Origin of the sequence: Teichococcus coralli, assembly GCF_009829925.1 — a bacterium.
Taxonomy (GTDB): domain Bacteria; phylum Pseudomonadota; class Alphaproteobacteria; order Acetobacterales; family Acetobacteraceae; genus Pseudoroseomonas; species Pseudoroseomonas coralli.
The window spans coordinates 126,223-152,585 of sequence record NZ_SNVJ01000008.1 but is presented as its reverse complement, the minus strand read 5'-3'; the positions used below and the strand labels follow the sequence as shown (position 1 = coordinate 152,585).

Here is a 26,363-nt window from a genome sequence, read left to right as displayed (position 1 = left end):
GAGAGCGGGGGCGGGGCCGGTGGGGGCGGGAAGGTGCCGTTGACACCGCCCCGCACCGCTCCGATACCGGCAGCACCGTTTTTCCTGCCGATCGGGACCGTTGCCATGGATCTTGCCGCCACCATCGAGGGCCTCTGGGCCCGCCGCGCCGAGCTTTCTCCCGCCACCAGGGGCGCCGACCGCGAGGCGATCGAGACGGCGCTGGAGAGGCTGGATTCCGGCAAGGCGCGCGTCGCGGAACCGGACGGGCAGGGTGGCTGGAAGGTCAACCAGTGGCTCAAGCAGGCGGTGCTGCTTTCCTTCCGCCTTGAGGACTCCGCGATCATCCCGACCGGCTTCGGCGCCTATGACAAGGTGCCGCTGAAGTTCGCCGGATGGGGCGAGAACCGCTTCAAGGACGCGGGCTTCCGTGCCGTTCCGGGCGCCGTGGTGCGGCGCTCCGCCTATATCGCGCCCGGCGTGGTGCTGATGCCGAGCTTCGTCAATCTCGGCGCCTATGTGGACGCCAACACCATGGTGGACACCTGGGCCACCATCGGCTCCTGCGCGCAGATCGGCAAGAACTGCCACATCTCAGGCGGCGCCGGCATCGGCGGCGTGCTGGAGCCGCTGCAGGCCAACCCGGTGGTGATCGGCGACAACTGCTTCATCGGCGCCCGCTCCGAGGTCGCCGAGGGGGTGATCGTGGGCGAGGGCAGCGTGCTCTCGATGGGTGTTTTCCTTGGCGCCTCGACCAAGATCATCGACCGCAGCACGGGCGAGATCTTCATCGGGCATGTGCCGCCCTATTCGGTGGTGGTGCCGGGCAGCCTGCCGGGCAGGCCGCTGCCGGACGGCACGCCGGGGCCGAGCCTCTATTGCGCGGTGATCGTTAAGCGGGTGGATGCCCGCACGCGCGAGAAGACCTCGATCAACGAACTGCTGCGCGACTGATCGGCATGGACCCTTTGCCCCTCCTGCAGGAGTTGATCCGCTGCCCCAGCGTCACCCCGGCCGAAGCCGGCGCGCTGGGCGTGCTGGAGGCGGCGCTGGTTCCGCTCGGCTTCACCTGCACCCGGCTGCGCTTCGGGCCGCCGGGCGAGGAGGTGGAGAACCTCTTCGCCCGGCGCGGCAGCCGCGGGCCGCATCTCTGCTTCGCCGGGCATACCGACGTGGTGCCGCCCGGCGACCTCGCCGGCTGGAGCGCCGATCCCTTCGGCGCCGAGGTCCGGGACGGGGTGGTTTACGGCCGTGGCGCGACCGACATGAAGGGCGGCATCGCCGCCTGGATCGCGGCCATCGCCAGCCTGCCGCGCGACCTGCCCGGCAGCCTCTCGCTGCTGATCACCGGCGACGAGGAAGGACCAGCCTTGGACGGCACCGTGAAGGTGCTGGACTGGATGGCAAGGAACGACCACCGGCCGGACATGTGCCTGGTCGGCGAACCCACCAGCAAGGCGGCGCTGGGCGACACCATCAAGATCGGCCGGCGCGGCAGCCTGAATGCCGAGATCACGCTGCATGGCATCCAGGGCCACAGCGCCTATCCGCAGCGGGCGGACAACCCGGTGCACCGGCTGGTGCGCGTGCTGCACCGGCTGACCGCCGAGCCGCTGGATGCCGGCACGCCCTGGTTCGAGCCTTCCACCCTGCAGGTGACCAGCTTCGATGTTGGCAACCCTGCCACCAACGTCATCCCCGGCACGGCGCGGGCGCGGCTGAACATCCGCTTCAACGACCTGCACTCCAGCCGTTCGCTGACGGCGCATCTGCGCGCCGCCCTGGAGGCAGAGGAAGCGCGCTACGACCTGGCCGTGTCCTGCTCGGGCGAGGCCTTCCTGACGGAGCCCGGCCCCTTCGTGGAGGCGCTGGTGGCGGCTACGCGCGCCGCCACGGGCAGGGAGCCCAGCCTCGACACCGGGGGGGGCACCTCCGACGCCCGCTTCGTGGCACAGCACTGCCCGGTTGCGGAGTTGGGCGCCGTCGGCGCCACCATGCACAAGGCGGATGAATCCACTCCTGTCGCGGAACTGCGGGCGCTCGCCGCGCTTTATGCGCGGGTGATCGAGGCCCTTCTGGCACAGGAGGCACGCGCCTGACCGCCGTTCAGACGCTCGCGGAGCTTCTCATCGGCCTGCGGGGCATCCTGCTGCTGGCGCGCGGCCGCGCCGAGGGAACGGCCCTGCTGCCGGCGACCCTGGAGGGAGCGGGCCGCTCCTTCTGGGTGGCGGTGCTCTGCTTGCCGATCTTTCTGGTGCTCGACGCTTCCTTCGCCGCCAGCCCACGCGCGGCGGCGGCCGAGCTGACGGGATATGTCACGGGCTGGGCTGCCTACGCACTGGCGACCCTGCCGGTCTGCCGCTCGATCGGTCGCGAGATGCACTGGCCGCGGCTGGTGGCGGCCTGGAACTGGACCAATCTCCTCCAGTACCTGATCATGCTGGTCATCGCCGTGGTCTCCGCCTTGCCGTCGCCGGGCTGGCTGCGGGAGGTGGTCACCGTCAGCGGCATCGGCTACGCGCTCTGGCTGCAGTGGTTCGCGGCCCGGAGCACGTTGCGGGTGAGCAGCCTTGCGGCGGCTGGTTTCGTTGTGCTGGACCTCACGGTGACCGTCCTGATTTCCGGGGCGGTGACCGACCTTTCGCGGGGTTGAGCGGCGTGCGGGCGAGGCTCAGGGCGCGGGGGAGGAGCGGGCAGCGGCTTCGCCGAGGCGCGCCGGTCGGAGCAGCACCTTTCCATGCCGGCCTGATGACGCGCCACGCCTGGCAAGCCGTTCCAGCCACTTCCCGCGGTGGTTGATTCCGACCTCCCAAAATTTATTCTGGGGTGTGGCCGGTACGCATCGCATTAACGAATGTGCTATTAAACTGCCGCGTCGGACGCGCTAGTTTGACCGAATAAGCGTTGTGCGCCTCGACACATGATCCGAATGATGTGGTGGGCGTGACGGATGGGACATGCGAAACGCTGCTGCGGAAAGGGTATTCCGACAGTGGGCAGAGGGAAGGCGATGTCCTGCCATGCTGCGGGGAGCATGGCCGCGGGGCTCTGCCGGCTCGGGTGTGGGCCTTTCGCCGCGCCAAGCCGCGGATGAGTGGCCTTCAGCCTGAAGAGAGCCCGGCGGCATGAGCGCACGCATCCTTGTTGTCGATGACATCGCGGCCAATCTGCGTCTCCTGGAAGCAAGGTTGAACGCCGAATACTACGATGTCGCCCTGGCCTCCTCGGGCCCGGAGGCGTTGCGCTGCGCCGAGGAATGGCTGCCCGACATCATCCTGCTGGACGTGATGATGCCGGGCATGGACGGCTACGAGGTCTGCAGGCGGCTCAAGGCCAATCCCGAGACGGCCCATATTCCCGTGGTGATGGTGACCGCCCTGGTGGACCCCGCCGAGCGCGTGCGGGGGCTCGAAGCCGGCGCGGATGACTTCCTGTCCAAGCCGGTGGACCATCTCACCCTGTTCGCGCGGCTGCGCGCGCTGCAGCGCATGAAGCAGGTGCTCGACGCCTTCCGGTTGCGCGCCGAGACGGCGCAGGACCTTGGGGTGGTTCCCCAGACCCCGCCCTCCGAAAGCCTCAGCGGCGCCGTAGTGCTGCTGGCGACCGAGGACATCAACGAGGCGGAGTTGCTGGGCAGCGTGCTTGCCGCCGAGGGCGTGATGCTGCGCGTCACCTCCAGCGATGCCGAGGCCTGGGCGGAGCTGAGCCGCGGCCAGCATGACGTGGCGCTGCTGAGCCTCTCCCTGCAAGGCGGCGATGGCCTGCGCCTGACCTCGCGGCTGCGTGCTCAGGCCGCCACCCGCGACCTGCCGCTGATTCTGATCGCCGATGCCGACCAGCGCGCGCAGGTCCTGCGCGGGTTCGACCTCGGCGCCAGTGACCATGTTCTGCGCCCGACCGACGCCAACGAGCTGCGCGCGCGGTTGCGCAACCAGGTGCGGCGGAAGCGCTACCAGGAGCGCCTGCGGGCGGATCTGGACCGGTCGCTGGAGATGGCGGTCACCGACAGCCTGACCGGCCTGCGCAACCGCCGCTACGTGACGCGCCACCTGGAAGGGCTCCTGCGGGCAGGGCAGGTGGCGCTGCTCCTGCTGGACGTGGACCGCTTCAAGACCGTCAACGACACGCATGGCCACGCGGTGGGCGACCTGGTGCTCAGCGAGGTGGCGAGCCGCCTGAAGGAACATCTGCGCAGCGTGGACGTGGCGGCCCGGTTCGGTGGCGAGGAGTTTGTCGTCGCCATGGGCGGCGCCAACGAGGAGGAGGCCCTGCAGGTGGCGGAGCGGCTAAGGGCCACCGTGGCCGAGCGCCCGGTGCCGACCGGCCAGGGCGGCCAGCTGCACGTCACCACCAGCATCGGCGTTGCCCTGGCACGCAGCGGGGAGGGCCTCTCGACGCTGCTGCGCGCCGCCGATGCCGCCCTCTACCGCGCGAAGGCGAATGGCCGGAACCGCGTGGAGATCGCGGGGATCGAGGACTGGAAGCGGCGCCCCGTCGACGTGGCGTGACGGCGGATGCGAAAGGGGGCCGCATCTCGCCGAGATGCGGCCCCCTTCGCCGTTCCGTGCCGGAAGGCCGGCTTACTTGATCTTGGATTCGCGGAAGGCGACGTGCTTCCGGGCAACCGGATCGTACTTGCGCATCTCCAGCTTGCCTGTGGTGTTGCGCGTGTTCTTCTTGGTCACATAGAAGTAACCGGTGTCAGCGGTGCTGACGAGCTTGATCAGAATGGTGTTCGACTTGGCCATGACGTTGTTCCGTGTGCACCAGCTGGCACCTTAAGCCGGGCAGCACGAAGCCGCGCACCCGGGTGCGACGCGAGAGGTGCAACCTAGTGGACCCGGCGCTCCAGTCAAGTCCAACCTGCGGCGAAGCCACAGCTTTCAGGGAGTCAGCGCCGCCGCGTAGGCGTTGGGATTGTTGATCAGGTACTGCGCCACCTCCTGATCCAGCGCCCGCCCCTCGGCCGGAGGGCAGGCGGTGCGGAGGGCGGCCACCTCGCTCGCCGGCACCGGTGCGCGCGCCTGGCGAAGGCGGGCCAGCACCGGGCCCATCGGCGCGATGCCTTCGCCGAGCCGCTGCAGCTCGGCGCGGGTCGCCTCCAGCCCGAGGCTGGTGCAGACCTCGGGGATCACGCCAAGCCCCTGCACCGGCCACCCGCGCGGCGCCAGCACGCGCGACCAGGAGATCAGCACCTCCGCGCCGTTCGGCAGGGGGATGACGATCTGGATGAGCCCCTTGCCCAGGGTGGCGCTGCCGACCACCACGGCGCGCCCCTGATCCGAAAGCGCGGCCGCGGCAATCTCGGCCGCCGATGCGGTGCGGCCGTCCACCAGCACCACCACGGGGCGCCCCTGTGCGAGGTCGCTGCCCTCGGCACGCCAGATACGCTGCGCATCGGGGTGCCGCCCGGCGCTCTGCGCCACCACGCCGCGGGTAAGGAAGGCATCGGCGACGCCCATGGCCTGCATCAGCAGGCCGCCACGGTTGCCGCGCAGATCCAGGACCACCCCACGGGAGGGGGAGCCGAGGGCCGTGCTGGCGTTCAGCGCGTCGGCCAGCTGGCTGGTGGTGGTGGCGGAAAACAGGCTCAGCCGCAGCCAGAGGATGTTGTCCTGCATCTCGGCGCGCAGGCCAGGGAGCGCCTGGCTGAGGCGGCGCAGGACGACGGAGAACCGCTGCCGGCCACGCTGCACCTCCAGTTGCACATCCGTGTCGGCCGGGCCTTCCAGCAGTTCCGCCGCCTCCACCAGCCGCCGGGCGGTGACCGGAATGCCGTCGATGGACAGCAGGACGTCGCCCTCGCGCAGGCCGGCCCGGCTCGCGACGCTTTCCGGCACCAGCGCCACGACCACGACGCTGTTGCGGCCGCCGGCGGCGATGCGCAGGCCGAGCCCGCTCTGCCCGATGCGCCGCTGCCGGGCCTGCCACGCCTCGTCGGCGGTGATGTAGCGGCTGTAGGGGTCCAGGTGGTTGAACACCTCGTCGAAGCCGGCCTGCAGCATGCGCTCGGCGCCGGCCGCGCGCAGAAGGGGCGAGGCCGCCCAGGCAGCCGCGTAGAACTGCGCCAGGCTTTCCGCCAGCGCTTCCGCGGCGGGGGGCGGGCGCAGGGCGCGGCGGGGCGCCAGCGCGGCCTGCGCGAGGCCGGGGGCCGGCTGCACCGCCAGCGGCCGCGCGCCCAGGCTCAGGGACAGAAAGCCTTCCTCGACCTGCGCGGAAAGCTGCGAGTCCACCGCACCGAGGCCGCGCAGCGACCATAATGCCAGCTCGGCCGGTGCCGCTTCCTCCAGGTGCCGCTCGATGATGGCGCTGAAGGCCTCCTGCAGGACAGCGCGCACCTGCGGCCGGGAGAAGCCGGCCTCCGGCTGGGCGAGCGCCGCAACAGGCTGGGCAAGCGCGAGAAGGAAGGCGCCCAGCACCAGCCGCGCCAGGTTCGCCACGGAGGGCTGGGAAGCGAGGCGCCTCAGCGTGGCGTGCCTCGCGGGCCCCGGGAGGTGGAGGCGCCGGCAAGGTGGCGGAGGCGGGCGCGGCGGCCGCCGGCGACGGGCGGGTTGCCTTGCAGGAGGTGGAACAGCATGCCGCCGGTCAGCGGCACGACCTCGGCCAGCCGCACCTCCACCGCCTGGCCCAGCACGAAACACAGGCGCGTAAATCGGCCGGAAAGCCGATGGGCGGCTTCCTCGTGAGTCCATTGATCGTCCGGCAGGGAGGCCAGGGGCACGAGTCCGCTCGCGCCATTCGATGCAACCGTGACGAACAGACCGAAGCGTGTCACGCCCGAAATGCGCGCATCGAACATGCCGCCGACGCGGGACGCCATGTGGCGGGCCAAATAGCGCTCGACGGCCTCGCGCTCGGCGGCGGCGGCGCGGCGCTCGGTGCGGGTGATGTGCTCGGCGGTATCAGGCAGGCGCTCCGCCTCGTCCTCCTGGAGGGCGTCGGCCTTTCCGAGCCCAAGGCCACGGATCAGCGCGCGGTGCACCACCAGGTCGGCATAGCGGCGGATCGGGCTGGTGAAGTGCGCGTAGCGCGGCAGGGCGAGGCCGAAATGGCCGATATTCTCCGGGCTGTAGGCGGCCTGGGACTGGGCGCGCAGCACCGCCTCGTGCACCAGCCGTTCCTCGGGCCGCCCCTGCACGTGTTCCAGGACCCGGGCGAAGTCGCGCGGGCGCAACTCGCCGGCGGCGGGGAGGTCCAGCTCCATCGAATCGAGGAACTGCCGCAAGGCTTCCAGCTTCTCATCCGAGGGGCGGTCGTGAACGCGGAAGAGGAGGGGCTGGCGCCGGTGCTCCAGCTCCTCGGCGGCGCAGACATTCGCCGCCACCATGAACTCCTCGATCAGCCGGTGGGCCTCGAGCTTCAGGCGCGGGACGACGTCGCGGACCTCGCCTTGCTCGTCCATCAGCACGCGGCGCTCCGGCAGGTCGAGGTCCAGCGTGCCACGCCGTTCACGGGCGGCCAGCAGGCAGCGGAAGGCGGCGAAGAGATGGGCGACCTGCTGCGGGGGAACGAGACCGCCAGCCTTGCCCATTTCCGCGTCCCCCTGGACGGCCCCCTGAGCGTCCCCCTGAGCGTCCCCCTGGGCGTCCCCCTGGGCGGCCACTGGGGCAGCTTCTTGGGCGGTTTGCAGCTGTTCGTAGGTCAGCCGCGCGGCGGAACGCATCAGGCCGCGGCCGAAACGGTGGCCGGCCTTATGGCCCTGGCCGTCGAAGCGCATCTCGACAAAGAGGCAGCCGCGATTCTCGCCGGGACGCAGGCTGCACAGCCCGTTGGAAAGCGCCTCGGGCAGCATCGGCACCACCCGGTCGGGGAAGTAGACGCTGTTGCCGCGCCGGCCGGCCTCCTGGTCCAGCGCGCTGCCGGGGCGGACGTAATGCGCCACGTCGGCGATGGCGACCAGCACCCGCCAGCCCTCGCCGAGCGGCTCGGCCCAGACGGCGTCGTCGAAGTCGCGCGCATCCTCGCCGTCGATGGTGACGAGGGGGATTTCACGCAGGTCCTCGCGCCCCTGGAGCGCGACAGGCCGAGCGGTTTCGGCCTCCCGCACCGCCTCGGCGGGAAAGTGGTCGGGGATGCGATGGGCGTGGATGCAGAGCACCGAAACGGCGCGCGGGGCATCCATCCGGCCCAGCCGCTCGACGACGCGCGCCGGGCGCAGGCCCAGCGCGCGGCCGGGCAGCGGCTCGGCGAGGACCAGCTCGCCCTCCTCGGCGCCGCCGTCCTCGCCGGCGGGGACGGTCCAGTCGGCCTTCTCGCGCTTGCTGGTCGGCAGCAGCCGGTCGCCCTGAAGGACACCGAGGATGCGCGCGGGGCCACCGCTGCCGAGGCGCTTGAAGGTGCGACCCTCGTACTTGCCCGGTCCGATCGGGCGCAGCCGGGCCAGCACGCGCTCGCCATAGGCCAGGGCGGGCTGCCCAGGCCGCTCGGGCCGCATATAGACCAGCGGCGGGCGCCCGGGGCCTTCCCAGCCGACCGGGCGGGCGAGGGGGTCGCCGTCGGGATCGGTGCCGGACACCTCGACCACCGCCATTTCCGGCAGCTTGCCGCTTTCCCGCACTCGTCGCCCGCCGGCACGCTGCAGGGCGCCTTCGTGCTCCAGCTCCTTCAGCAAGGCGCGCAGGGCGGGGCGCTGATCGGCGGTCAGGCCGAAATGGCGGGAGATCTCGCTCTTGCCCACCCGGGCGGGCGCCTCCCGCAGGAAGCGGCGCAGCGCCTCGCGGCTGGGCATGGCGGCGGGGGCGGGCGAGACATCCTCTGGCCCCCTCGCGCCCGGATCGTCAGGGCGCTCCGCCATGGGTCAGGCTTTGACCTTGACCGGGCTGCGCGCCGGCTTCGTCGCCGCGGTGGCCTTGCCCGCCGCCTTGGTGGCGGTGGCCTTGCGCCCCGCCGGCTTCTTGGCGGCGGCCTTCTTCACCGGCTTGGCCTCGCTGTCACTGGCTTCCGCAGCGGCGGCCTTGCGGGGCGCGGGCTTCTTCGCCCCCTTCTTGGCGCCAAGCGGCGGCAGCTTCTTGCCCTTTTCGGCGAGGAGGGCCACCGCCTGGTCCAGCGTGATGTCCTCCATCGGCAGGTTGCGCGGCAGGCTGGCGACCATGCCGGCATGCTGCGCATAGGGGCCGAAGCGGCCGCGCTTGATCTCCACCGGCTCGCCGTCCTTCGGGTGCGGGCCGAGCGCGCGCACCTTGGCCTTGGCGTCCGCCAGCAGCGCCACGGCGCGGTTGATGCCGATGGAGAGCACGTCGTCGTCGCGGTCGAGCGACTTGTAGATGCTGCCCATCTTCACGTAGGGCCCGAAGCGGCCGATGGCGGCGCTGATCTCCTCGCCCGTTTCCGGATGCACGCCGACGATGCGGGGCAGGGCGAGCAGCGCCAGTGCCCGCTCCAGCGTGAGGGAATCGGGGTCCATGCCGCGCGCCAGGCTGGCGCGCTTTGGCTTGATGGCCTTGCCCTTGGCGTCGGTCTCGCCCTCGCCGAGCTGGACATAGAGCCCGTAGGGACCGCGCCGCAGCGTGATCGGCGCGCCGGTGACGGGGTCGGTGCCCAGCTCCTTGATGCCGCCGGCCAGCGCCGCGTCGGCCTCGCCCTCGCCGGCGACCGAGAGCGGGCGGGTGTGGCGGCATCCCGGGTAGTTGGAGCAGCCGATGAAGGCGCCGTTGCGCCCGAGGCGGAGGCCGAGCCGCCCGGTGCCGCAGGCCGGGCAGGCACGCGGGTCGCCGCCCTCGGCGGATTGCGGGAAGAAGTGCGGGCCGAGCTCCTCGTCCAGCGCGTCGATGACCTCGCTGATGGTGAGGTCCTTGGTGGCGTCCACGGCGGCGTTGAAGTCCTGCCAGAAGTCGCGCATCACCGCGCGCCACTCGGCGCGGCCGCCGGAGATGTCGTCGAGCTGCTCCTCCAGCGCCGCGGTGAAGCCGGTGTCCACGTAGCGCTCGAAGAAGTTCACCAGGAAGGCGGTGACCAGCCGGCCGCGGTCCTCCGGCATGAAGCGGCGCTTCTCCAGCTTCACGTAGTCGCGGTCCTGCAAGGTCTGCAGGATGGAGGCGTAGGTGGAGGGGCGGCCGATGCCCAGCTCCTCCATCTTCTTCACCAGCGAGGCCTCGGAATAGCGCGGCGGGGGCTGGGTGAAGTGCTGGTCGGCCTGGGCGGCGGTCAGCTTCGCCGGGTCCTTCTCGCGCATCGGAGGCAGGATGCGGCTGTCCTCGTCCTCGGCGCCGGCGGCGTCGTCCACGTCCTCGCGGTAGAGCTTCAGGAAGCCGTCGAAGGCAACCACGCTGCCGGTGGCGCGCAGGCGCACCTTGCCGCTGGCGTCGGCGAGGTCCACCGCCGTCTGGTCCAGCTCGGCGGAGGCCATCTGGCTGGCGACGGCGCGCTTCCAGACCAGTTCGTAGAGCCGGCGCTGCTCCGGGTTGAGGAAGCGGGCCACCTGCTCCGGCGTGCGCGTCACCTCGGTTGGGCGAATCGCCTCGTGCGCCTCCTGGGCGTTCTTGGCCTTGGAGGAATACTCGCGCGGCGCGGCGGGGATGTAGTCCGGGCCGAAGGCGTCCTTCACATGGTCGCGGATGGCGAACATCGCCTCCCGCGCCATCTGCACGCCGTCGGTCCGCATGTAGGTGATCAGGCCGACCGTCTCGCCCTGGATCTCCACGCCCTCGTAGAGCTGCTGGGCCAGCCGCATGGTCTGCTGCGCGCCGAAGCCGAGCTTGCGCGAGCTTTCCTGCTGCAGCGTCGAGGTGGTGAAGGGGGCCGGCGGGTTGCGGCGGACGCGCTTCTTCTCGATGCCGGCGACGGTGAAGGCGCCCGCCTCGACGGCGGCCTTGGCGCGCATGGCGCCGGCCTCGTCGCGCAGGTCGAACTGCTCCAGCCGCCTGCCGTCCAAATGCGTCAGGCGGGCGGTGAAGGGGGCCCCGAGCGCGGTCAGGAAGCGGCCCTCGACGGTCCAGTACTCGCGCGCCCGGAAGGCCTCGATCTCGGCCTCCCGCTCGCAGATCAGGCGCAGCGCGACGGACTGCACGCGGCCGGCCGAGCGGCTGCCCGGCAGCTTGCGCCAGAGCACGGGGGAGAGGGTGAAGCCCACCAGGTAGTCCAGCGCGCGGCGGGCCAGGTAGGCCTCGATCAGCGGCGTGTCGAGCTCGCGCGGGTGCTCCAGCGCGTACTGCACGGCGCGCTTGGTGATCTCGTTGAAGGTGATGCGGTGGACCTGCACGCCCTTCAGCGCGCCCTTCTCCCGCAGCATCTGCTGGACGTGCCAGGAGATCGCCTCGCCCTCGCGGTCGGGGTCGGTGGCGAGGTAGAGGTTGCGCGCGCCCTTCACCGCCTTGGCGATGGCGGCCACCTGCTTCTCGCCCCGGTCCTCGGAGGACCAGTCCATGGCGAAATCCTCGTCCGGCCGGACGCTGCCGTCCTTGGCCGGCAGGTCGCGCACGTGCCCGAAGCTGGCGAGGACGGTGAAGTCCTTGCCCAGGTACTTGTTGATGGTCTTCGCCTTGGCCGGCGATTCGACGACGACGACGTCGGTCATGGCGGGTGTCGTGCGCTCTCTCATGGCCGACTGGCGGTGGCGCCGCTTCGGCGGTGACTACCGTAATCCACTGCGGACTACGCGATTGCCCGGCAGGGTTTCTACCCGCCCATCCAGTTCAAGTTCCAGCAGGGCAGCCTGTACCGCAGCGGACGAGAGGTGGCAGGCCCGCACAAGCTCGTCAACCGTGACCGGCGAAGATCCTATCAGATCAAGGAGTTGATCAGCGGCTTGCGGGAGGGTCCCCAGAGGGGCAAGGGCGGCTGGCATGGGCCCGGGCGCGGCGCGCCGGACCGGCGGCGCCACGCGGGGTGCCGTGGGCAGGTGCTCCAGTACGTCGGCGGCGCGCTCGGTCAGGTGGGCGCCTTGGCGCAGCAGGTCGTTGGAGCCGGCGCAGCGGGGGTCCAGCGGGCTGCCGGGCACGGCGAAGACCTCGCGCCCGGCCTCCAGGGCCAGGTTCGCCGTCATCAGCGTGCCGGAGCGGAGCGCCGCCTCCACCACCACGACGCCCAGGCTCAGCCCGGCGATGATTCGGTTGCGGCGGGGAAAATGCCGGGCGATGGGCGCGGTGCCGAGCGGCGCCTCGGCCACCACGGCGCCGCGCTCGGCGATGACGGATTGCAGTTCCGTGTGCTCCGGCGGATAGGCGCGGTCGAGCCCGCCAGGGATCACCGCCACCGTGGGGCCGATCCGCAGCGCGCCGAGATGGGCGGCGCCGTCGATGCCGCGCGCCAGGCCGGAGGTGACCACGAGGCCGGCGGCGGCGAGCGATTCGGCCAGCTCGCCAGCGAGGCGCCGACCCAGGGTGGAGGCATTGCGCGCGCCGACCACGGCAGCCTGCCGCGCCAGCAGCAGGCCAGCGTCGCCGATGACGGCAAGGGCGATCGGCGGATCGTCGAGCAGCGCCAGCAGGGGCGGGTATCCCTCCTCGCCCCAGAACAGGAAACGGCCGCCCATGCCGTCCACCTCCTCCATCTCCCGCGCGACGACGGCGGCGGCGGCGGGCGGACGGAAGGGCATGGCGCGCCGTGCCGAGAGCGCCGGCAACGCCTCGAGCGCCGCCTCGGCCGTGCGGCAGCGCTCCAGCAGGCGGCGGAAGGTCATCGGGCCGATGCCGTCCGTCCGCGCCAGCCGCAGCCGCGCCAGCGCCTCCGCGGGCGTCACGTCTTGCGGCCGATCCGCGGCTCGGTGCCGGCAATCAGGCGACGGATGTTGTCGCGGTGGCGCAGGATGATGAGCAGCGCCAGGACCAGGGCGAAGCCGGCGAGGGCAAGGTCTCCCGCCAGCAGGGCGATGACCGGGGCAGCGCAGCAGGCGGTGAGCGCCGCCGCCGAGGAAATGCGGGTGAGCTTCGCCATGGCCAGCCAGATCAGGGCGCAGATCAGCCCCAGCCACCACGCGGCGGCGAGCAGCACGCCGGCGCCGGTGGCGACGCCCTTGCCGCCCTTGAAGCCCAGCCAGACCGGGAAGACATGCCCGGCCATGGCGCCGATGCCGGCCACGAAGCCGGCCTCCCGGCCCCAGAAAGCGGCGACGGCCAGCACCGGCACGACGCCCTTCAGCACGTCCAGCAGCAGGGTGGCGGCGGCCACCTTCCGGTTGCCGGTGCGCAGCACGTTGGTGGCGCCGATATTGCCGCTGCCGACCTTGCGGATGTCGCCGAGACCGGCGGCGCGGGTCAGCAGCAGGCCGTAGGGCACCGAGCCGGAGAGGTAGCCGAGCAGCGCGGCCAGGACCAGCGGCATCATCCGAAGACCCGCCGACCCGCCTTCCAGGTGCCGAGCACGCGGCCCTCCAGGGCGCGGCCGTCGAAGGGGGAGTTCTGCGCCTTGCCCGGCAGCCTTCCGGCCTCGACCTTCCAGGCGCGCTCCGGGTCGAACAGCAGCAGGTCGGCCGGGGCGCCGCGCGCGAGGCGGCCGGCCTCCAGGCCGAGCAGCTTCGCCGGGCGGCAGGTCAGCAGGGCGAGGGCATCGGGAAGGGCGAGGTCCTCGCCATGCACCCGCGCCAGGGTGATGCCGAGCAGCGTGGCCAGCCCGGTGCCGCCGGCCGAGGCCTGGGCGAAGGGGAGGCGCTTGTCGTCGGGGTCGGCGGGCTGATGATCGGAAGCGATGGCGTCCACCGTGCCGTCGGCCAGGGCGGCGACCACGGCCAGGCGGTCGGCGTCGCGCCGCAGCGGCGGCGAGAGCTTGGCATAGGTGCGGAAGTCGCCGATCGCCGTCTCGTTCAGGTCGAAATAGGGCGGCGCGGTGTCGCAGGTGACGGCCAGCCCCTCGGCCTTGGCGGCGCGGATCAGGTCCAGTGCGGCGGCGGTGGAGACATGGGCGAAGTGGACATGGCCGCGCGTCAGGCGGGCCAGGGCGATGTCGCGCGCCACCATCATCGCCTCGGCGGCGGGCGGGATGCCGGGCAGGCCGAGCCGGGTGGCCAGCTCGCCCTCGGTGGCGGCGCCGCCACGGGCGAGCGAGGGTTCCTCCGGGTGCTGCACCACGAAGGTGCCGAAGGCGCGGGCGTAGGAAAGCGCCAGCCGCATGGTGCGGGCCTCGGCGATGGCCCGGCTGCCGTCGCTGAAGGCGATGGCGCCGGCCTCGCGCAGCAGGCCGAACTCGGAGATCTCCTTGCCGGCGCAGCCCTTGGTGGCGGCGCCGTAGGGCAGGATGGAGAGGCTGCCGGTGGCCTCGCCGCGCCGCAGGACGAACTGCAGCAGGGCGGGGTCGTCCAGCGCCGGCTGGGTGTCGGGCAGGGCGCAGAGGGTGGTGATGCCGCCGGCCGCCGCCGCCACCGCCGCGCTCTCGATGGTTTCGCGGTATTCCGCGCCAGGCTCGCCGAGGGCGGCGCGCAGATCGATCAGGCCGGGAGCAAGCACGGCGCCGCCGCACTCCACCACCTCGGCGCCCTCGGGGATGCCGAGCGCGCCGCCATGGTCCGCGATGAGGCCGCGGCTGACCAGCAGGCTGCCCGGCGCGTCCAGACCCGCCCCGGGGTCGAGCAGGCGGGCATTGACGAAGATGGTGTCGCGCATGGGGGTCATCACAGCCGGGCGTTCCGCCTGGTGTTGCGGGAAAGGGTGTCGAGCACCGCCATGCGGACGGCGACGCCCATTTCCACCTGTTCGCCGATCACGCTGCGGGTCGGGTCGTCGGCGACCGCGCTGTCGATCTCGACGCCGCGGTTCATCGGGCCGGGATGCATGACGATGGCGTCCGGCTTCGCCTGGGCGAGCTTGGCCGCGTCCAGCCCGTAGAAGCGGAAGTACTCGCGGGCGGAGGGCACCAGGCCGCCGGCCATGCGCTCCTTCTGCAGCCGCAGCATCATCACCACGTCGGCACCGGCCAGGCCGCCCTTCATGTCGTGGAACACCTCGACGCCCAGGCGCTCGACTTCGGCGGGGAGCAGCGCCGGCGGCCCGACCACGCGGACGCGGCAGTTCATGGTGGTCAGCAGGTGGATGTTGCTGCGGGCCACGCGGCTGTGCAGCACGTCGCCGCAGATGGCGACGGTGAGGTTCTCCAGCTGGCCCTTGTGGCGGCGGATGGTCAGCGCGTCGAGCAGCGCCTGGGTCGGGTGCTCGTGCGTGCCGTCGCCGGCGTTGATGACGGCCGCGTCCACCTTCTGGCTCAGCAGGGCGGGGGCGCCGGACTGGGCGTGGCGCACCACCAGCAGGTCGCAATGCATGGCGTTGAGGGTGGAGGCGGTGTCGAGCAGCGTCTCGCCCTTGTTCACGCTGCTGGTCGAGACGGACATGTTGATCACGTCCGCGCCCAGCCGCTTGCCGGCCAGCTCGAAGCTGGTGCGGGTGCGGGTGCTGTCCTCGAAGAAGAGGTTGATCAGCGTCTGGCCCTTCAGCAGGTCCCGCTGCGTCTTGCCGCTGCGGTTCAGCAGGGCATAGGACTCGGCCAGATCCAGCAGATCGGCGATGTAGGGCGGCTCCAGGCCCTGCAGGGCAAGGAGGTGCCGGTGAGGATAAGGGAGCATCGAGGACCAGTCCGGCTAGAGGCGGGGGACCATAACCACCCTCGCGCCCGGCCGGAAGGGGCGCATGGCCGGGGTCAGGAGCGGGGGGGCGCGGTGGCGTCCAGCGCGGCCTGGAGCATGTAGGCGGCGGCGGCGGCGTCCACCGCCCTGGCGCGCTTGCTGCGGGTCAGGTCCGCCTCCTCGATCATCATGCGGTTCACCGCCGAGGAGGAAAGGCGTTCGTCCCACAGCGCGGCCGGCAGTTCGGTGGCGTTGGAAAGGGCAGTGGCCCAGTCCTTCGCCGCCTGGGCGGCCGGGCCGAAGCTGCCGTCCAGCCCCAGCGGCAGCCCGACCACCAGCCCGGCGGCGCCCTCCTTGCGCGCGATGGCGGCGATCTCGGCGGCATTGGCGGCCAGCTTCGCGCGCGGCACGCCGCGATAGGGGCTGGCCAGCATCAGGGAGACGTCGGTCAGCGCGACGCCGATGATCCGCTTGCCGGGATCGAGGCCAATCAGCCTTTGACCCCGTGGCAGGGCGGCGCGAAGCTCGGTCAGGTTGATGATGGGCATGGCGGTGTTTATGGTCCGCCTCCGTTTGCGCGCAAACCTGACCTTTCACTCTCCGGAAGAAAAAAGAAATGTCGCTCGACACCGCCACTGTCCGGCGCGTCGCCTCGCTGGCCCGCATCAGGGTCGAGGAGAGCGAGCTGCCACGCCTTGAGGCCGAGCTGAACGGAATCCTGGGCTGGATCGAGCAATTGCAGGCCGTGGATACCTCCAGCGTCGAGCCGATGGCCGGCGGCGGCAACCAGGCCCTGCGGATGCGCGAGGACCGCGTGACCGATGGCGACATGCAGGAGAAGGTGCTGGCCAACGCGCCCGACCGCGCCGGCGCCTTCTTCGCCGTGCCCAAGGTGGTGGAGTGACACCATGACTGCTCCGACTGACTTCACCCTGGCCGGCGCACGCGCCGCGCTGGCCCGGCGCGAGATCAGCGCCGCCGAGCTGACGCGCGCGCATCTGGCCGCCATCGAGGCGCTGAACCCGCGGCTCAACGCCTACATTTCCGCCACGCCCGAACTGGCGCTGGCCCAGGCCGAGGCGGCCGATGCCGCGCTGGCGCGGGGGGAAGGCCGCGCGCTCACCGGCATCCCGCTGGCGATCAAGGACCTGTTCTGCACCGCCGGCACCCGCACCACGGCGGGCAGCCGCATCCTCGGCAACTTCGTGCCGCCCTATGAGAGCACCGTCTCCGGCAACCTGCTGCGGGACGGCGCGGTGTTCCTGGGCAAGGCGAACCTCGACGAGTTCGCCATGGGCTCCTCCAACACCACCTCGGCCTTCGGGCCGGTGGAGAACCCGTGGAAGCGGGAAGGTGAGGCGGAAACCTTCCTGGTGCCCGGCGGCTCCTCCGGCGGCTCGGCGGCGGCGGTGGCGGCGCGGCTGGCACTCGGCGCCACGGCGACCGATACCGGCGGCTCCATCCGCCAGCCGGCGGCCTTCTGCGGCATCGCCGGCATCAAGCCGACCTATGGGCGGTGCTCGCGCTTCGGCATCGTGGCCTTCGCCTCCTCGCTCGACCAGGCGGGGCCGGTGGCGCGCACCGTCGAGGACTGCGCCATCCTGCTGGGCTCCATGGCCGGCTTCGACCCGAAGGATTCCACCAGCGCCGACATCGCGGTGCCGGACTTCGCCGCCGCCTGCGCCCGCGGGGTGAAGGGGCTGCGCATCGGCATCCCGCGCGAGTACCGGCTGGACGGGCTGCCGGCCGAGATCGCCGCGCTCTGGGAGCAGGGCATGGCCTGGCTGAAGGCCGAGGGCGCCGAGTTGGTGGAGATCAGCCTGCCGCATACGAAATACGCCCTGCCGACCTACTATATCGTCGCCCCGGCGGAGGCCTCCTCCAACCTCGCCCGCTATGACGGCGTGCGCTTCGGGCTGCGCGAGAACGGCGAGGACCTGAAGGACCTCTACGAACGCACCCGCGCCGCCGGCTTCGGCGAGGAGGTGCGGCGGCGCATCCTGATCGGCACCTATGTGCTGAGCGCCGGCTACTACGACGCCTACTACCTCAAGGCGCAGCAGGTGCGGGCGCTGATCAAGCGCGACTTCGACCAGGCCTGGGAGAAGGTGGACGCCATCCTGACGCCGGCCACGCCCTCGGCCGCCTTCGGTCGGGACGAGAAGCAGGACGATCCGGTGGCGATGTACCTGAACGACGTCTTCACGGTGACGGCGAACCTCGCCGGCATTCCGGGCCTCGCCGTGCCGGCGGGGCAGGACGTGAAGGGCCTGCCGCTCGGGCTGCAGGTGCTGGGCAAGCCTTTCGACGAAGAGACCGTCTTCGCGGTGGGCGGCGCCATCGAGCGCGCCGCCGGGTTCACCGCGCTTCCGGCGCTGAGGGCCGCGGCATGAGCTACACGATCGAGGGCGAGACCGGCCCCTGGGAACTGGTGATCGGGCTGGAGGTGCACGCGCAGGTCACCTCGCAGGCCAAGCTGTTCAGTGGCGCGGCGACCGAGTTCGGCGCCGAGCCCAACGCGCAGGTCAGCTTCATCGATGCCGGCTTCCCCGGCATGCTGCCGGTGATCAACCGCGAATGCGTGGCCCAGGCCGTGCGCACCGGGCTCGGGCTGAAGGCGCAGGTCAACCTCTGGTCCCGCTTCGACCGGAAGAACTATTTCTACGCCGACCTGCCGCAGGGCTACCAGATCAGCCAGTACCAGCATCCTGTGATCGGTCAGGGCGAGATCGAGATCGAGCTGGCCGATGGCACGACCAAGATGGTCGGCATCACCCGCCTGCACCTGGAGCAGGACGCCGGCAAGTCGCTGCACGACCAGCACCCCAGCAAGAGCTACATCGACCTCAACCGGTCCGGTGTCGCTCTCATGGAGATCGTCTCGGAGCCGGACATGCGCTCGCCGGAGGAGGCGGGGGCCTACCTGACCAAGCTGCGGCAGATCCTGCGCTACCTCGGCACCTGCGACGGCAACATGGAGCAGGGCTCGCTGCGCGCCGACGTGAACGTCTCCGTCCGCAAGGCGGGCGAGGGGTTCCGCACGCGCTGCGAGGTGAAGAACGTCAACTCCATCCGCTTCGTCATGCAGGCGGTGGAGGCGGAGGCCCGGCGGCAGATCGAAGTGTGGGAGTCCGGCGGCGTTGTGGAGCAGGAGACCCGCCTGTTTGACACCACGCGGGGCGTGACGCGCTCCATGCGCTCCAAGGAGGACGCGCACGACTACCGCTACTTTCCCGACCCCGACCTGCCGCCGCTGGTTCTGGAGCAGACCTGGGTGGACGAGCTGGAAGCGGCCCTGCCGGAGCTGCCGGACGCCCGCCGCGCCCGCTATGTCGGCGAGTTCGGGCTGACGCCCTATGACGCCCATGTGCTGACGCTGGAGAAGGAAACCGCCGCCTTCTACGAGGCGGTGGCCAAGGGGCGCGACCCGAAGATGGCCGCCAACTGGGTGACGGGCGACTTCTTCGCCGGACTCAACCGGACCGGCCATTCGATCGGGGATTCGCCGGTCAGCGCCGGGAACCTCGGCAGCCTGCTCGACCTCATCAAGGACGGCACGCTCTCCGGCAAGCTGGCCAAGGAGGTGCTGGAGGCGATGTTCGAGACCGGCAAGCCGCCCTCGGCCATCGTTGAGGAGCGCGGCCTGAAGCAGGTGACGGATACCGGCGCGATCGAAGCCGTCATCGACGACGTGATGGCCAGGAATGCCGACAAGGTGGCCGAATTCCGCTCGGGCAAGGAGAAGCTGTTCGGCTTCTTCGTCGGGCAGACGATGAAGGCCATGCAGGGCAAGGGCAACCCGGCCCTGGTGAACGATCTGCTGAAGCAGAAGCTGGCGGGCTGACGCCCGGCGCAGGTTCGTGCTTCCCTCCCGGTCCTGACCGCAGGACCGGGAGAGTCGCACACCCATGATCACCCTCTACACCTGGAACACCCCCAATGGCCGCAAGATCAGCGTGGCCCTGGAGGAGATGGAACTGCCCTACACGGTGAAGGTCGTGGACATCACCAAGGGCCAGCAGTTCGATCCGGAATTCCTGAAGTTCTCGCCCAACAACCGCATTCCCGCCATCATCGACGACGAGGGGCCGGACGGGCAGCCCATCGGCATCTTTGAATCCGGCGCCATCCTGCTCTACCTCGCGGAGAAGACGAGCCGCTTCATGCCGAAGGACCTGCGCGGCCGCGTGGTCGTCTGGGAGTGGCTGATGTGGCAGATGGGCGGCTTCGGCCCCATGCCCGGGCAGTATCACCACTTTCTCACACGCCCGGAGGGGCCGGCGCGGGACTATGGACTGGAGCGCTACGGCAGCGAGACGAAGCGCCTCTACGGCGTGCTGGACAAGCGCCTGGCCGGCCGCGACTTCGTGGCGACCGAAGGGGAGCCCAGCATCGCAGATTTCGCCATCCTCGGCTGGGCCTGGCGGCATGAGCGCCATCTTGGCAGTCTCGACCCCTTTCCGGCGGTGGCCGCCTGGTACGCGCGGATGATGGCACGGCCGGCGGTGGCGCGTGGGATGGAGGTGGCGCTCGCTTGACCGAGGCAGGCCGGCCCTCGCCGGGCTGGCCGCTTCACCGGCAAAGGCATGGCCCGTTCAACGCCTGCGGCGCACGGGACTGTCCGGAATGCTGGGGGAGCGCGAGGGGGCTGGTGCCGACGCCCGGGATTGAACCGGGGACCTACTGATTACGAATCAGTTGCTCTACCGCTGAGCTACGTCGGCGCGCAGGGGCTATCTAGCCTCACCGAAGGGGCAGGGCAACCGCCTTGCGCGGGGGGCGACGGAAGAAATCTGTGGAGAAGGGGGCGGCTCCACGAACGCGGAACTGCCCCCCCTTCCGCCCTCAGTGCACCAGGACGGGCACCATCTCGTGCTGCAGGATGGCGGCGGTGGCGAGGTTCGCATCAGGCGCCGCGCCGATCTGCGTGCCGTCGGCGGCATGGATCGCGACCGCCTGATTGCCATCCACCAGGACGGGCCGGATATAGGCGATCTGCTCCGCTCCGAAGCGCGCCCACTCCGCCGGCGCGAGCTGGCGCAGCGCATCGGCGGCCGTGTAGGAGCGGGTTGGGCCTTCCTTGTTCATGGCATGGATTCTCCTTGTGCTGTCCCGCTCAGCGAGCCCAGCGAATTGCCATAGCCTCTTGACTTGATGTGCCTTCTCTCCGTTCCGCTTCCGTCGGCGCATTCCGCCGATGGCCGGTCGAGCCATTTCTTGGTGGCTCGCGGGGCCAGACCCTTCTGCGAAAGATCCATATCCAGAATGAAGAACGGGAGGGAAAGTTTACCCTGCCGTTGAGGCACCTTCGTCGACGGTGTCGCGCTGGACCAGCGGCCGGCCGCCCTGGGCTCCACGGGTGCCGATATGGATCGCCTTCACCCGCACCTCGGGTTGAGGGCGCTTCAGGTCGATGTGCAGGAGGCCGTTGTCGAGCCAGGCGCCTTCGACGTCGATCCCCTCCGCAAGCACGAAGGCACGCTGGAACTGCCGCGCGGCGATGCCACGGTGCAGGAAGACACGCCCTTCGGGCTCCTCCCGCTGCCTGCCGCGAACCACCAGCTGATTGTCTTCCTGCGTGATCTGCAGGTCGTCCATGCTGAAGCCGGCAACAGCCAGGGTGATCCGGAGGCGGTTCTCGCCTGTTTGTTCAATGTTGTAGGGCGGATAGCCGTCGGCGTTCTTGGCGACGCGGTCGAGCATCTGTTCCAGATGATCGAAGCCAAGAAAAAGGGGCGAACCGAAAAGCGAGGAACGAGACATGGCGGAGCGGAACTCCTCAGAATCGAGCGAGCCTGCGGCAGGACCCGAAGCACCCTGCCTGGGTCCATAAATTGTGCAATCCCGGCAGGTATGCAAGGGGCGCGGCGGGCGGGCGGCCAAGGCAGTTGATGGCGCCGGGCGCGGCGGCTACAGCACCCTTTCCATGCCCGACACTGACCTGATGCCCATTCTCCTGGTGCCCGATGCGCGGCTGCGCGCCAAGGCGCGCCCCGTTGGCGCTGGCGACACCGACACGGTGCGCGCCCTGGCCCCCCGCATGCTGGCCACCATGTACAAGGCGCCGGGCATCGGCCTCGCGGCGCCGCAGATCGGCAGCCTGCTGCGCCTGGTGGTGATCGACCTGCAGCCGGACGAGAAGCCGGAGCCGCTGATCATGGTGAACCCCGAGATCGTCGCCGCGAGCACTGATCTGGCGACGCGGGAGGAGGGCTGCCTTTCCCTGCCCAACCAGTATGCCGACGTGACGCGCCCGGCGCAGGTGAAGGTGCGCTGGCATGACCTGGAAGGCGCGAAGCAGGAACGCATGGCGGAGGGGCTGCTCGCCACCTGCATCCAGCACGAGATCGATCACCTGAACGGCGTGCTCTTCGTGGACCACATCTCGGCGTTGAAGCGGAACATGCTGCTGCGCCGCCTGGCCAAGGAGCTGAAGTCCAAGGGGCGGGACGAGGCATGACCCCGCTGCGCCTGGCCTTCATGGGCAGCCCCGACTTCGCCGTACCGGCGCTGCGGGCGCTGCACGGGGCCGGGCACGAGATCGCGGCCGTCTACACGCAGCCGCCCCGGCCCTCCGGGCGCGGGCACAAGGAGACGCCCTGCGCCGTGCACCGCGCGGCGCTGGAGCTCGGCCTACCCGTGCGGAACCCCGTTCGCCTCCGGCGCGACGAGGCGGAGCACGCCGCCTTCGCCGCGCTTGGCCTGGATGCCGCGGTGGTTGCGGCTTACGGCCTGATCCTGCCCGCCGCCATGTTGCGAACGCCGCGGCGGGGCTGCCTCAACATCCATGCCTCGCTGCTGCCGCGATGGCGCGGTGCCGGGCCGATCCAGGCTGCCCTCCTGGCCGGGGATGCCGAGACCGGCGTCACCATCATGCAGATGGAAGAGGGGCTGGATACCGGCCCCATGCTGCTCGCCGGGCGGGTGCCGATCGGGCCACGTGACGGCACCCCGGCGGTCCATGACGCGCTGGCCGGACTGGGCGCGAGCCTGATCCTGCGGGCGCTGGCCGAGAACCCGCCTGCACGGCCGCAGCCGGAGGAGGGCGTGACCTACGCACCCAAGCTCGCCAAGGAGGATGGCCGGCTGGACTGGCGGGAGAGCGCCGCTGTCCTGGACCGCCGCATCCGTGCGCTGAACCCCTGGCCCGGCACCTTCTTCTCGCATGGCGGCGAGACGATCCGCGTGCTGGAGGCCACGCCCGAGCCGCTTCCCGTGACCGCCGCGCCGGGCACGGTGCTGGATGAGGCGCCACGCATCGCCTGCGGGGATGGGGCGCTGCGCCTGCTCCGCCTGCAGCGCGCCGGGCGCGGCGCCATGGAGGCCACCGCCTTCCTGCGCGGCTACGCCCTGCCGTCGGGCGCGGTGCTGGGCTGAGCGCCGTGCCGCGCTACGCCTTGCTGGTGGAATATGACGGCGCGCCCTTCGTGGGTTGGCAGCGGCAGCATGGCGGGCTTTCGGTCCAGCAGGTGCTGGAGGAGGCGGCGGCGCCGCTGAACGGCGGCGTGCCGGCGCGCATGATGGCCTCCGGCCGCACGGATGCCGGCGTGCATGCCCTGGGGCAGGTGGTGCAGCTCGACCTGGCGCGGGACCTGCCGCCCGAGCGGTTGCGCGAGGCGCTGAACTTCCACAGCCGGCCGCATCCGGTTTCCGTGGTCCGCGCCGCGCGGGCGCCGGCGGACTGGTTCGCCCGCTTCTCCTGCATCAAGCGGGGCTATCGCTACCGCATCCTGAACCGCCGCGCCCGGCCGGCGCTGGAGGCCGGGCGCGTCTGGCATGTCGCGCCGCCGCTGGACGCGGCGGCCATGCACGCGGCGGCACAGGGACTTCTGGGGCGCCACGATTTTTCGGCCTTCCGCGCCGCCGCCTGCCAGGCCAAGGACGCGCTGCGCACGCTCGACCGGCTGGAGGTCACGCGCCGGGGCGAGGAGATCACGGTGGAGACGGAGGCGCGTTCCTTCCTGCACCACCAGGTCCGCAACCTCGTGGGCACGCTGGTGGAGGTGGGTTTCGGGCGGCAGCCGGTTTCCTGGCCGCGCGCGTTGCTGGAAGGGCGAGACCGCACCGCGGCCGGGCAGACCGCGCCGCCGGAAGGCCTGACCTTCCTCTTCGCGCGTTATCCGGAGCGCATCGACTGGCAGTAAGGGCTTGCGGCGGCCGTGGCCTCGCCGCACCCTGTGGCCATGTCCGACCGCTTCCGGCGCAGCATCCCCGAAGGCGATGACCGTGAGCGGCTGGTCTGCTCCGATTGCGGCTTCGTCGCCTACGAGAACCCCAAGGTCGTCGTGGGTGCCGTGGTGGAGGAGGCGGGGCAGGTGCTGCTCTGCCGCCGCGCCATCGCCCCCCGCGCCGGCTTCTGGACCCTGCCGGCCGGCTACATGGAGCTCGGGGAGACTGTGCAGGAAGGCGCCACGCGCGAGGTGTGGGAAGAGGCGCGCGCCCGTGTCCGGCTCGAGGGGATCCTGGCGGTGTTCTCCATCGCGCGAATCGGCCAAGTGCAGGTGATCTTTCGCGGCCGACTGGCTGAGCCGGGCTGGTCGGCCGGACCGGAAAGCCTGGAGGTGCGGCTCTTCGGCTGGGATGACATCCCCTGGGAGGAGATCGCCTTTCCCTCCGTGCGCTGGGCGCTCCAGCACTGGCGGGCCACCTGCGGGCAGCCGCTCGGCGCACCGGCCGGCAATCCGCCCGACGACCTCCGCGGCACGAGGCCGCTACCGGCAGGAGCGGACTAGCGGCGAGGCCCCCGGGTAGGCACCGCGGCGGGCTACACCGGCTTGAACCCGGCCGGAGTGCATGTCCGATTGCGAATCTTTCTCATTTCAGGCAGGTGCTGGGCCTGTTTCGGGGAACGGTGAGGTTCCGGCCGTGCAATGGCGCGACACAGCTTCACGTTATGGTCTTGTCAGCCGCGGCCTGCACTGGGGCATGGCCCTGCTGTTCGCCTGGCAGTTCGCGGCGATGGGCATGCGCCTGGCGTTCGGCCGCTCGCCGCTGACGGCCTTCATGGTCGGCAGCCACGGCGGCGTGGGAACCTTGCTCCTGTTGCTCGTGCTGCTGCGCGGTGGCTGGAGCCTCCTCAATCTGCGGCGACGGCCTCCCTACGGCGATGGCTGGCCGGGCTGGGCAGCCCGGACGGGTCATTTCGCGCTCTATGGGCTGATGGTGACGGTTCCCGCGCTGGCCCTGCTGCGCCAGTACAGCTCGGGCCGCGCCTTCGCGCCATTCGGAGTTCCGCTGATGGCGGGCTTCGAAGGGCGGGTGGAAGCGTTGATCGGCCCGGCCAACGCCGCGCATGGGCTGCTGGCCTGGACGATGCTCGTGCTGGTGTCCGGACACATCGCCATGGCGCTGGCACACCGCGTCACCGGGCGGAGCGATGTGCTGGCGCGCATGGCGGGCAGGGAAACGCGGAATCCCGCGCGCGCCGAGTGACGGCGGGGCGCCAACCGGCAGACGATCAGGGCGCCTCGACCAGCGCGACGCCGTCACGCGCCACCACGCGGCCGCGCTTGACCACCAGCTTGCGCGGCGGGCGGGCGGCGACGGCTTCCGCCAGGCTCTCCGCCTCCACCAGCACGAAGTCGGCCTGGCAGCCAGGCGCCAGCCCGTAGTCGCGCAGGCCCATCACAGCCGCGCCGCCTGTGGTGCAGATGTCCAGCGCCAGCTCCACCTCCTCGTCGCGGCGGAAGTTGTTGCGCAGGCCAAGCAGCATGGCGCGCTCCAGCATGTCGGCATTGCCGTAGGGGCCCCAGGTGTCGCGGATGCCGTCCGAGCCGGCACAGAGGCGGATGCCCATGCGGCGCAGCGTGGCGGCGGCGGGCACCGGGCGGCTGGCCGGAGCGGTGGTGGCGATGGCGATATCCAACGCGGCGATCTGCTCCAGCAAGGGATTGACCAGCCCGGCATCCGGATCTCCCAGGCAGAAGGCATGGCTGACCGTCACCTGCCCCTTCATGCCGAGCGCCCGCGTGCGCTCGATGATCAGCTCCAGCGAGAAGCAGCCGAGCTGGCCAGGCTCGTGCAGGTGGATGTCCACCGGCTTGCCGAAGCGCTCCGCCAGGCCGAAGACCAGATCGAGATGACCCTTCGGGTCACGGTCGATGGCGCAGGGATCCAGCCCGCCGACCACATCGGCGCCCATGCGCATGGCCTGCTCCATCAGCGCGGCCACGCCGGGACGGACCATCACGCCCGATTGCGGGAAGGCGACCGTCTCGATGTCCATGACCTCCGCATAGGCTTCCCTGGTCGCCAGCACGCCCTCCATGCCGGCGAGGCCCACGGCGTCGTCCACATCCACATGGCTGCGGATATGCGTGGTGCCCATGCGCAGTGACTGGACCGCCTGACGCGCCGACTGCCGCGCCGGATCGATGTCCCACTCCTTCTTCAGCCGCCGCTCCGTCTCGATCTTGTCGATCAGGCGCGGCCCGGCCTGATGCCTGCGCCAGCCCATGCCCCAGAGCGACTTGTCGAGATGGGTATGCGCTTCGACCAGGCCGGGAATCACCAGGGCGCCGGCGCCGTCCTCCACCGCCAGTTCCGGTGCAGGCTCCGAGCCCTCCAACGCGACGATGCGGCCGCGACGCACCAGAAGGTCGGTGGCGGCGCCGCCCAGTGGGCGGACATTGCGCAGCAGGAGGTCGTGACTCATCAGGCGGTTCCCTTCGTGTCGGCGTTCCGGCGCCATCCTATTCCGATCTGGCGAGTGGGTGGATCCGGATGACCCAGGGAACTGGGTCGGAGCGCCCAAGGGACGGCAGGCGAGGGTGACGCCCGAGCCGACGGCGTCAGCGGCCGCGAAGAGGGCGAAAGGCCTGGAGTGGTGGGGGGGGAGGTGGCGGAGGGGATGGGACACTCCGCACATTTTCCGATTCTACACGGAAAATCAAAGGCTTAT

At 71.0% G+C, this 26,363-nt stretch carries 25 protein-coding genes and 1 tRNA gene; 13 read left to right on the top strand and 13 right to left on the bottom strand.

Annotation, left to right across the window (positions count from 1 at the left end; genetic code table 11):
- The first annotated feature begins 105 nt into the window (after positions 1 to 105).
- The 4 genes from dapD to E0493_RS11370 all read left to right on the top strand — a co-directional run bounded on the left by dapD (position 106) and on the right by E0493_RS11370 (position 4,487).
- The gene (gene dapD, locus E0493_RS11385; protein WP_160937064.1) at positions 106 to 933 is read left to right on the top strand and encodes a 2,3,4,5-tetrahydropyridine-2,6-dicarboxylate N-succinyltransferase; all 828 of its coding nucleotides are present in this window, start codon (positions 106 to 108) and stop codon (positions 931 to 933) included.
- 5 nt (positions 934 to 938) lie between these two features.
- The gene (gene dapE, locus E0493_RS11380) at positions 939 to 2,078 is read left to right on the top strand and encodes a succinyl-diaminopimelate desuccinylase (protein ID WP_160937063.1); all 1,140 of its coding nucleotides are present in this window, start codon (positions 939 to 941) and stop codon (positions 2,076 to 2,078) included.
- A 140-nt stretch (positions 2,079 to 2,218) separates the two neighbouring features.
- Positions 2,219 to 2,632 carry a hypothetical protein gene (locus tag E0493_RS11375; protein ID WP_160937062.1) on the top strand — a complete coding sequence of 138 codons (414 nt, stop codon included), beginning with the start codon at positions 2,219 to 2,221 and terminating at the stop codon, positions 2,630 to 2,632.
- A 472-nt stretch (positions 2,633 to 3,104) separates the two neighbouring features.
- A complete protein-coding gene (locus tag E0493_RS11370; RefSeq protein WP_160937061.1) occupies positions 3,105 to 4,487 on the top strand; it encodes a PleD family two-component system response regulator in 1,383 nt (460 codons plus the stop codon).
- 72 nt (positions 4,488 to 4,559) lie between these two features.
- Here the strand turns inward: E0493_RS11370 and rpmG are convergent, their stop codons facing one another.
- From rpmG to ruvX, 9 genes are all read right to left on the bottom strand, one after another.
- Entirely contained in the window at positions 4,560 to 4,727 is a 168-nt protein-coding gene (gene rpmG, locus E0493_RS11365; RefSeq protein ID WP_007002299.1) for a 50S ribosomal protein L33, read from the bottom strand.
- A gap of 135 nt (positions 4,728 to 4,862) precedes the next feature.
- A complete protein-coding gene (locus E0493_RS11360) occupies positions 4,863 to 6,419 on the bottom strand; it encodes a S41 family peptidase (RefSeq protein ID WP_160937060.1) in 1,557 nt (518 codons plus the stop codon).
- A 23-nt stretch (positions 6,420 to 6,442) separates the two neighbouring features.
- Positions 6,443 to 8,773, bottom strand: a complete 2,331-nt coding sequence (locus E0493_RS11355) for a ribonuclease R family protein (RefSeq protein WP_160937059.1) — start codon at positions 8,771 to 8,773, stop codon at positions 6,443 to 6,445.
- A 3-nt stretch (positions 8,774 to 8,776) separates the two neighbouring features.
- Positions 8,777 to 11,491, bottom strand: a complete 2,715-nt coding sequence (topA, locus tag E0493_RS11350; protein ID WP_160937058.1) for a type I DNA topoisomerase — start codon at positions 11,489 to 11,491, stop codon at positions 8,777 to 8,779.
- Between the two features lie 57 nt (positions 11,492 to 11,548).
- Positions 11,549 to 12,655 (bottom strand): DNA-processing protein DprA, encoded by a 1,107-nt coding sequence (gene dprA / locus E0493_RS11345; RefSeq protein ID WP_367614499.1) that lies wholly within the window; start codon positions 12,653 to 12,655, stop codon positions 11,549 to 11,551.
- On the bottom strand, positions 12,652 to 13,236 hold the full coding sequence (gene plsY / locus E0493_RS11340; protein WP_160937134.1) for a glycerol-3-phosphate 1-O-acyltransferase PlsY: 585 nt from the start codon (positions 13,234 to 13,236) through the stop codon (positions 12,652 to 12,654). The genes dprA and plsY overlap by 4 nt, the downstream gene beginning before the upstream one ends.
- Positions 13,236 to 14,510, bottom strand: a complete 1,275-nt coding sequence (locus E0493_RS11335) for a dihydroorotase (protein WP_160937057.1) — start codon at positions 14,508 to 14,510, stop codon at positions 13,236 to 13,238. Before E0493_RS11335 ends, plsY begins: the two co-directional genes overlap by 1 nt.
- Positions 14,511 to 14,518: 8 nt before the next feature.
- A complete protein-coding gene (locus E0493_RS11330; RefSeq protein ID WP_160937056.1) occupies positions 14,519 to 15,463 on the bottom strand; it encodes an aspartate carbamoyltransferase catalytic subunit in 945 nt (314 codons plus the stop codon).
- Between the two features lie 74 nt (positions 15,464 to 15,537).
- Positions 15,538 to 16,011 (bottom strand): Holliday junction resolvase RuvX, encoded by a 474-nt coding sequence (gene ruvX / locus E0493_RS11325; protein WP_160937055.1) that lies wholly within the window; start codon positions 16,009 to 16,011, stop codon positions 15,538 to 15,540.
- A 68-nt stretch (positions 16,012 to 16,079) separates the two neighbouring features.
- On the opposite strand from ruvX, the gene gatC reads away from it, so the two are divergent.
- From gatC to E0493_RS11305, 4 genes are all read left to right on the top strand, one after another.
- The gene (gatC, locus tag E0493_RS11320; RefSeq protein ID WP_160937054.1) at positions 16,080 to 16,367 is read left to right on the top strand and encodes an Asp-tRNA(Asn)/Glu-tRNA(Gln) amidotransferase subunit GatC; all 288 of its coding nucleotides are present in this window, start codon (positions 16,080 to 16,082) and stop codon (positions 16,365 to 16,367) included.
- 4 nt (positions 16,368 to 16,371) lie between these two features.
- A complete protein-coding gene (gene gatA, locus E0493_RS11315; RefSeq protein WP_160937053.1) occupies positions 16,372 to 17,856 on the top strand; it encodes an Asp-tRNA(Asn)/Glu-tRNA(Gln) amidotransferase subunit GatA in 1,485 nt (494 codons plus the stop codon).
- Positions 17,853 to 19,307, top strand: a complete 1,455-nt coding sequence (gene gatB, locus E0493_RS11310) for an Asp-tRNA(Asn)/Glu-tRNA(Gln) amidotransferase subunit GatB (RefSeq protein WP_160937052.1) — start codon at positions 17,853 to 17,855, stop codon at positions 19,305 to 19,307. The genes gatA and gatB overlap by 4 nt, the downstream gene beginning before the upstream one ends.
- Positions 19,308 to 19,371: 64 nt before the next feature.
- A complete protein-coding gene (locus E0493_RS11305) occupies positions 19,372 to 20,001 on the top strand; it encodes a glutathione S-transferase family protein (protein WP_160937051.1) in 630 nt (209 codons plus the stop codon).
- A gap of 111 nt (positions 20,002 to 20,112) precedes the next feature.
- Here E0493_RS11305 and E0493_RS11300 read toward each other — a convergent pair.
- The 3 genes from E0493_RS11300 to E0493_RS11290 all read right to left on the bottom strand — a co-directional run bounded on the left by E0493_RS11300 (position 20,113) and on the right by E0493_RS11290 (position 21,226).
- Positions 20,113 to 20,187 (bottom strand) — tRNA-Thr (locus E0493_RS11300).
- Positions 20,188 to 20,308: 121 nt separating this feature from the next.
- Positions 20,309 to 20,551 (bottom strand): DUF1150 family protein, encoded by a 243-nt coding sequence (locus tag E0493_RS11295; RefSeq protein ID WP_160937050.1) that lies wholly within the window; start codon positions 20,549 to 20,551, stop codon positions 20,309 to 20,311.
- Between the two features lie 198 nt (positions 20,552 to 20,749).
- Positions 20,750 to 21,226 carry an Hsp20 family protein gene (locus E0493_RS11290; RefSeq protein WP_160937049.1) on the bottom strand — a complete coding sequence of 159 codons (477 nt, stop codon included), beginning with the start codon at positions 21,224 to 21,226 and terminating at the stop codon, positions 20,750 to 20,752.
- A 163-nt stretch (positions 21,227 to 21,389) separates the two neighbouring features.
- Here E0493_RS11290 and def point away from each other — a divergent pair, with 163 nt between their 5' ends.
- The 5 genes from def (at position 21,390) to E0493_RS11265 (ending at position 24,895) form a co-directional block, all read left to right on the top strand.
- Positions 21,390 to 21,923: a peptide deformylase gene (gene def / locus E0493_RS11285; protein ID WP_160937048.1), complete on the top strand. Its 534-nt coding sequence runs from the start codon at positions 21,390 to 21,392 to the stop codon at positions 21,921 to 21,923.
- Between the two features lie 5 nt (positions 21,924 to 21,928).
- Positions 21,929 to 22,840: a methionyl-tRNA formyltransferase gene (gene fmt / locus E0493_RS11280; protein WP_160937133.1), complete on the top strand. Its 912-nt coding sequence runs from the start codon at positions 21,929 to 21,931 to the stop codon at positions 22,838 to 22,840.
- A gap of 5 nt (positions 22,841 to 22,845) precedes the next feature.
- Positions 22,846 to 23,607: a tRNA pseudouridine(38-40) synthase TruA gene (gene truA, locus E0493_RS11275; protein ID WP_160937047.1), complete on the top strand. Its 762-nt coding sequence runs from the start codon at positions 22,846 to 22,848 to the stop codon at positions 23,605 to 23,607.
- Positions 23,608 to 23,646: 39 nt separating this feature from the next.
- Positions 23,647 to 24,195, top strand: a complete 549-nt coding sequence (locus tag E0493_RS11270) for an NUDIX hydrolase (protein ID WP_160937046.1) — start codon at positions 23,647 to 23,649, stop codon at positions 24,193 to 24,195.
- Between the two features lie 133 nt (positions 24,196 to 24,328).
- Positions 24,329 to 24,895 (top strand): cytochrome b, encoded by a 567-nt coding sequence (locus E0493_RS11265; RefSeq protein ID WP_367614498.1) that lies wholly within the window; start codon positions 24,329 to 24,331, stop codon positions 24,893 to 24,895.
- Positions 24,896 to 24,920: 25 nt separating this feature from the next.
- Here E0493_RS11265 and E0493_RS11260 read toward each other — a convergent pair whose 3' ends face one another.
- Entirely contained in the window at positions 24,921 to 26,117 is a 1,197-nt protein-coding gene (locus E0493_RS11260) for an amidohydrolase family protein (RefSeq protein WP_160937044.1), read from the bottom strand.
- Positions 26,118 to 26,363 lie beyond the last annotated feature (246 nt).

Bases quoted from the DNA above. Each gene is read 5' to 3' on its own strand.
- E0493_RS11330 (WP_160937056.1), bottom strand. From the start codon at position 15,463: ATGCTCCCTTATCCTCACCGGCACCTCCTTGCCCTGCAGGGCCTGGAG.
- rpmG (WP_007002299.1), bottom strand. From the start codon at position 4,727: ATGGCCAAGTCGAACACCATTCTGATCAAGCTCGTCAGCACCGCTGAC.
- ruvX (WP_160937055.1), bottom strand. From the start codon at position 16,011: ATGCCCATCATCAACCTGACCGAGCTTCGCGCCGCCCTGCCACGGGGT.
- gatB (WP_160937052.1), top strand. From the start codon at position 17,853: ATGAGCTACACGATCGAGGGCGAGACCGGCCCCTGGGAACTGGTGATC.
- gatA (WP_160937053.1), top strand. From the start codon at position 16,372: ATGACTGCTCCGACTGACTTCACCCTGGCCGGCGCACGCGCCGCGCTG.
- def (WP_160937048.1), top strand. From the start codon at position 21,390: ATGCCCGACACTGACCTGATGCCCATTCTCCTGGTGCCCGATGCGCGG.
- E0493_RS11290 (WP_160937049.1), bottom strand. From the start codon at position 21,226: ATGTCTCGTTCCTCGCTTTTCGGTTCGCCCCTTTTTCTTGGCTTCGAT.
- topA (WP_160937058.1), bottom strand. From the start codon at position 11,491: ATGACCGACGTCGTCGTCGTCGAATCGCCGGCCAAGGCGAAGACCATC.
- E0493_RS11295 (WP_160937050.1), bottom strand. From the start codon at position 20,551: ATGAACAAGGAAGGCCCAACCCGCTCCTACACGGCCGCCGATGCGCTG.
- E0493_RS11260 (WP_160937044.1), bottom strand. From the start codon at position 26,117: ATGAGTCACGACCTCCTGCTGCGCAATGTCCGCCCACTGGGCGGCGCC.
- E0493_RS11305 (WP_160937051.1), top strand. From the start codon at position 19,372: ATGATCACCCTCTACACCTGGAACACCCCCAATGGCCGCAAGATCAGC.
- gatC (WP_160937054.1), top strand. From the start codon at position 16,080: ATGTCGCTCGACACCGCCACTGTCCGGCGCGTCGCCTCGCTGGCCCGC.
- E0493_RS11370 (WP_160937061.1), top strand. From the start codon at position 3,105: ATGAGCGCACGCATCCTTGTTGTCGATGACATCGCGGCCAATCTGCGT.
- E0493_RS11335 (WP_160937057.1), bottom strand. From the start codon at position 14,510: ATGCGCGACACCATCTTCGTCAATGCCCGCCTGCTCGACCCCGGGGCG.
- dapE (WP_160937063.1), top strand. From the start codon at position 939: ATGGACCCTTTGCCCCTCCTGCAGGAGTTGATCCGCTGCCCCAGCGTC.
- E0493_RS11355 (WP_160937059.1), bottom strand. From the start codon at position 8,773: ATGGCGGAGCGCCCTGACGATCCGGGCGCGAGGGGGCCAGAGGATGTC.
- plsY (WP_160937134.1), bottom strand. From the start codon at position 13,236: ATGCCGCTGGTCCTGGCCGCGCTGCTCGGCTACCTCTCCGGCTCGGTG.
- E0493_RS11270 (WP_160937046.1), top strand. From the start codon at position 23,647: ATGTCCGACCGCTTCCGGCGCAGCATCCCCGAAGGCGATGACCGTGAG.
- dapD (WP_160937064.1), top strand. From the start codon at position 106: ATGGATCTTGCCGCCACCATCGAGGGCCTCTGGGCCCGCCGCGCCGAG.